The 770-nt window shown below is 68.8% G+C and carries 1 pseudogene; it reads right to left on the bottom strand.

What is annotated here, in order from left to right:
• Positions 1 to 672, bottom strand: a pseudogene (locus ACT84W_RS08440) (hypothetical protein); the annotation flags it as partial.
• Between the last annotated feature and the right edge of the window lie 98 nt (positions 673 to 770).

Raw genomic sequence — 770 nt, forward strand, 5'->3', positions numbered from 1 at the left:
CTGCTCGTTCAGGCGGCTCACGAGCGGGTCGAGCTCGGCATAGGGCGCATCGGACTCCGCGGCGGCCGGGTCGATCTCCAGGATCGGCTTGACGATGCCGGCGGCGAGGCGGCGCGAAACGACCCAGCCGGCCACAACGACCGCGGCCGCGATCACGATGAGCAGCGCGAAGTCGTTGGAAAGAAACGCGAGCACGCTCGCGCGCTCCACGGAGATGCGCAGCACGTCGCCCGAAGAGAGCCTCCGGGCGTTGTAGAGGCTCACGAAGCCGACGGTCTCGGAGCTGCGGTCCGAGGAGCCGGTACCCTCGGCGAGCGCCTGCGCAACCTCGGGGCGGTCCGCGTGGCTGGGCAGCGTCGAGGCGTCAGCTTGCGAGTCGTAGAGCACGCGGCCGTCGGGGGCCACGAGAGTCGCACGCAGCTCGCCTAAGTCGAGCGACGAGAGCACCTTCGCGTCGTCGTCGGTCTGGTCGAGCAGCGAGGAGAGCGTCGAGCACTCCCCCGCCAGCTGCTCGTGCTCATCGGCGAGGAAGGCGTTCTGGAAAACGACAGCGGACGCCGCCGTCACCACGAGGGCGACGGCGGCGCAAGCGACCACGATGGCGAGAAAGACCTGCCGGCTGAGGGAGGTCTTCCTCGGCTCTGTGCTATGTAGCTGTGAGAAGATGCTCAAATGCGCTCCTTGAATGGCTGAGGGCCGCTACCCGCGCACGCGGTAGCCGACGCCGCGGACGGTCTCGATGAGGTCGCTCGCGTCGCCGAGCTTGGCTC

The sequence above is a fragment of the Paratractidigestivibacter sp. genome (genome assembly GCF_052362415.1).
GTDB lineage: Bacteria > Actinomycetota > Coriobacteriia > Coriobacteriales > Atopobiaceae > Paratractidigestivibacter.